The organism is Streptomyces sp. NPDC046876 (assembly GCF_040645035.1).
Taxonomy (GTDB): domain Bacteria; phylum Actinomycetota; class Actinomycetes; order Streptomycetales; family Streptomycetaceae; genus Streptomyces.
In genome coordinates this window covers 1-3,315 of record NZ_JBEYXK010000207.1, presented here as the reverse complement: position 1 = coordinate 3,315, position 3,315 = coordinate 1, and the positions used below count along the sequence as shown (strand labels likewise).

4 protein-coding genes are annotated in these 3,315 nt (G+C 73.1%); 1 reads left to right on the top strand and 3 read right to left on the bottom strand.

Translation table 11 applies throughout. From position 1 onward, the window contains the following. Positions 1–316: 316 nt before the first annotated feature. Positions 317–1,324, bottom strand: coding sequence for a stage II sporulation protein M (locus ABZ924_RS38285; protein ID WP_361920320.1), 1,008 nt, complete (start codon positions 1,322–1,324; stop codon positions 317–319). A 133-nt stretch (positions 1,325–1,457) separates the two neighbouring features. On the opposite strand from ABZ924_RS38285, the gene ABZ924_RS38280 reads away from it, so the two are divergent. After that, positions 1,458–2,408: an RDD family protein gene (locus tag ABZ924_RS38280; RefSeq protein WP_361920318.1), complete on the top strand. Its 951-nt coding sequence runs from the start codon at positions 1,458–1,460 to the stop codon at positions 2,406–2,408. A 13-nt stretch (positions 2,409–2,421) separates the two neighbouring features. Here ABZ924_RS38280 and ABZ924_RS38275 read toward each other — a convergent pair whose 3' ends face one another. Continuing rightward, the gene (locus ABZ924_RS38275; RefSeq protein ID WP_361920316.1) at positions 2,422–3,039 is read right to left on the bottom strand and encodes a hypothetical protein; all 618 of its coding nucleotides are present in this window, start codon (positions 3,037–3,039) and stop codon (positions 2,422–2,424) included. A gap of 123 nt (positions 3,040–3,162) precedes the next feature. Beyond that, positions 3,163–3,315: adenosylhomocysteinase (locus tag ABZ924_RS38270; RefSeq protein ID WP_361917010.1), on the bottom strand; the 153-nt coding region annotated here is incomplete at its 5' end.

The window sequence follows — 3,315 nt, the reverse complement described above, 5'->3', positions numbered from 1 at the left end:
TCAGACTCTTTCGTGTCCGATTCCCGGTCGAAGCGGGTTTCGCTTTCCGGTTCCCGCTTTCGCGTTTCCCTTTCGGCGAGTCCGACTCTATCAGAGGTTTTCCACCGGATTTCCCCGGCTTCGGTTTCCTCGAAAAGGAGTCGGTTGCGCCCCAGCGGAATGCGATTCCTTCTGGAGGCGAGAGAGATTTTAAACCATCGCTGCCGAACTTGTCCAGTTCGAGGCAACCGTTCGAATCTACCTCCCCGTCGCAACCGTGTCAACGGCCGTTCCGGGACGACGAGGAGACTAGCAGCTGAGCAGGCCCGTACGCACATCAGGCCGCGGTGGGGAGGGCTGCCGTCTGGTCGGCGGCCTCCACGTCGCCCGCTTCGCCGGCGCGGGCGGCCCGGCCGCCGAGCACGTACACGTACGCCAGGAACGCGGCCTCTGCGGCGACGCCGATGGCGATGCGCGCCCAGGTGGGCAGGCCGGACGGGGTCACGAAGCCCTCGATGAGGCCCGACACGAAGAGGACGACGGCGAGGCCGATGGCCATGCCGAGGGCGGCCCGGCCCTGTTCGGCGAGGGCGGCGCGGCGGGTGCGCGGGCCCGGGTCGATGACCGTCCAGCCGAGACGCAGCCCGGTGCCCGCGGCCACGAAGACGGCCGTCAGCTCGAGCAGGCCGTGGGGCAGGATCAGCCCCAGGAACACGTCCAGGCGGTCAGCCGAGGCCATCAGGCCGATGCCGACGCCGAGGTTGACCATGTTCAGGAACAGCACCCACAGCACCGGGATGCCCAGGAACGCCCCCAGGACGAGGCACATCGCGGCGGCCTGGGCGTTGTTCGTCCACACCTGGGCGGCGAACGACGCCGCGGGGTGGCTGGAGTAGTACGTCTCGTACTCGCCCCCCGGCTTCGTCATGGCCTTCAGCTCGTCCGGCGCCGCGATGGCGGCCTGCACCTCGGGGTGCACGGCGATCCACCAGCCGATCAGCACGCCGATCAGCGTCGACAGCACCGCGGTCGGTATCCACCAGCGGCGGCTGCGGTAGACGGCGGCCGGGAAGGCGGCGGTGAAGAAGCGGGCCGCGTCGCGCCAGCCGGCCCGGCGGGCGCCGGTGACCGTGGCCCGCGCCCGGGCCACGAGCTGGGTCAGGCGGCCCGTGAGCAGGGCGTCGGGGGTGCTCGACTGGATCAGGGAGAGGTGGGTGGAGGTGCGCTGGTAGAGCGCGACCAGCTCGTCGGCCTCGGCTCCGGTCAGTTTGCGGCCGCGGCCCAGCAGCTGTTCCAGGCGGTCCCATTCCGCTCGGTGGGCCGTGACGAAGACGTCGAGATCCATCCGGTTGCCGCTCCCCCTGCCCGTGGTGCCCGTGGCTCCTGCTCCGGCGTTACTTCTTCCGCGGTCAGCTTGGCAGACTGGATGACCAAGGGGCGGGTCCGGCCACGACATGGCCACGGGAAGGGTGTGCGGCGTGAGCGATCTGGTGACGGGGGACGCGGTCGTTCTGGGGCTGCGGCCCGCAAGGGTGCCCAGCCGGGCGCTGGCCTTCTTCCTCGACCTCCTCGTGTACCTCACCGGCTACCTGCTGATCTCGATCGGGCTGGTCTACGCGACCGCCTCGATGGACGTGGCGGCCAAGGCCGCGGTGTCGGTGGCGTCCTTCGTGCTCGTGCTGGTCGGTGTGCCGATCGCGGTGGAGACGCTCAGCCACGGGCGGTCGCTCGGCAAGCTGGCCTGCGGGCTGCGGGTGGTCCGCGACGACGGCGGCCCGATCCGGTTCCGGCACGCGCTGGTGCGCGGGGCCATGGGGGTCGTGGAGCTGCTCGGCACGTTCGGGTCGATCGCCTGCATCGCGTCGCTGGTGTCGGCGCGCGGCCGACGGCTGGGCGACGTGTTCGCCGGGACCCTGGTCGTACGGGAGCGGGTGTCGGGGCCGCCCGTGATGCCGGTTCCGGCGCCGCCTCCGTGGCTGGCCGGGCGGTTCGGCGGGCTGGACCTGTCGGCGGTGCCGGACGGGCTGTGGCTGGCGATACGGCAGTACCTGACGCGGATGGGCCAGCTGGATCCGCAGGTGGGTGCGGCGATGGCGGCGAAGCTCGCGGACGACCTGGTCGCGCGTACGGGGGCGCCCGCGCCGGCGGGGGTGCCGGCGGCCGCGTTCCTGATGGCGGTGGTGCACGAGCGGCAGTCGCGGGACGCGGCCCGGGCGTTCGGGCGGCCGGGGGTCCCCGGGATGCCCGGGATGCCCGGCGCTCCCGCCGGTGGGGCGTACGTACCGCCGGCGGTGCCGCAGCCGGCGCCGCCTGCGGCGTACGTTCCCGTGGCGGCGGCTCCCGCGCCCATTCCCGCCGCGGCGCCCGCACCCGCTCAGCCTCCGGCCGCCGAGCCGGTGCGCAAGACGGGGTTCGCCCCGCCCGCGTAAAAGCTGGGGGCTGTCAGTCCGGGAAGGCCGACGGCGGGGTCTCCAGGTGTTCGAGCTCGATGCCGGGCGCGGAGAGGACCACGTCCCCGGCCAGGTGCACGGTGTGGACCTCGCCGGTGTCCAGGGCGCTGATGCGGTACTCGTCGACGACGAGCGGGCCGGTGTCGGTGTCGTGGGTGGTGCGGCCGACGTGCTGCCAGGCCTGGTCGACCGTACGGGGCGCCAGCACCGGGTCGGTGAGGGCGACGAGCCGGACGCGGGTGGCGGGGCCGCCGGGGGCCGGGCGCAGCAGGCGGGCCGTGGCGACGAGGAACGCCGGCGAGGTGCCGGTGAAGGCGGCGGCCGGGGCGTTGCCCTCGGTGGCTTCGGTGCCGGTGGGGTCGGAGCGGACCCAGGTGACTCCGTCGATGGCGGCGCCGCGGACCTGCCAGCTCGCGGCGTTCAGTTCGAGGCGGATGGGGCGGCCGAGTTCGTCGATCGCCAGGTCGACCGAGCCGCGGTGTTCGCCGTCGGGGGCGGTCAGTTGGGAGACGTAGCGCCAACCGGAGGGGCCGGGGGCGCAGTTGAAGTGCTCCTCGCCGAGGGGGGTGTGGTCGTGGGGGTCGTGGAGCGAGTAGCGGCCGCGGGGCATGGCGGGGGTTCCTTGCGGTTGTGCGGTCCGGGGCGGGGACGGGGCAGGCCCCCGGCACGGGTGCCGGGGGCCTGTCGCGGTGATCGCGTTACTGCGGATCCCGGGAGTTCCGGGGCCCGGGGATCAGTAGCGGTAGTGGTCCGGCTTGTACGGGCCGTCCACGTCGACGCCGATGTACGCGGCCTGCTCCGGGCGCAGGGTGGTCAGCTTGACGCCGAGGGCGTCGAGGTGGAGGCGGGCCACCTTCTCGTCCAGGTGCTTGGGCAGCGTGTAGAC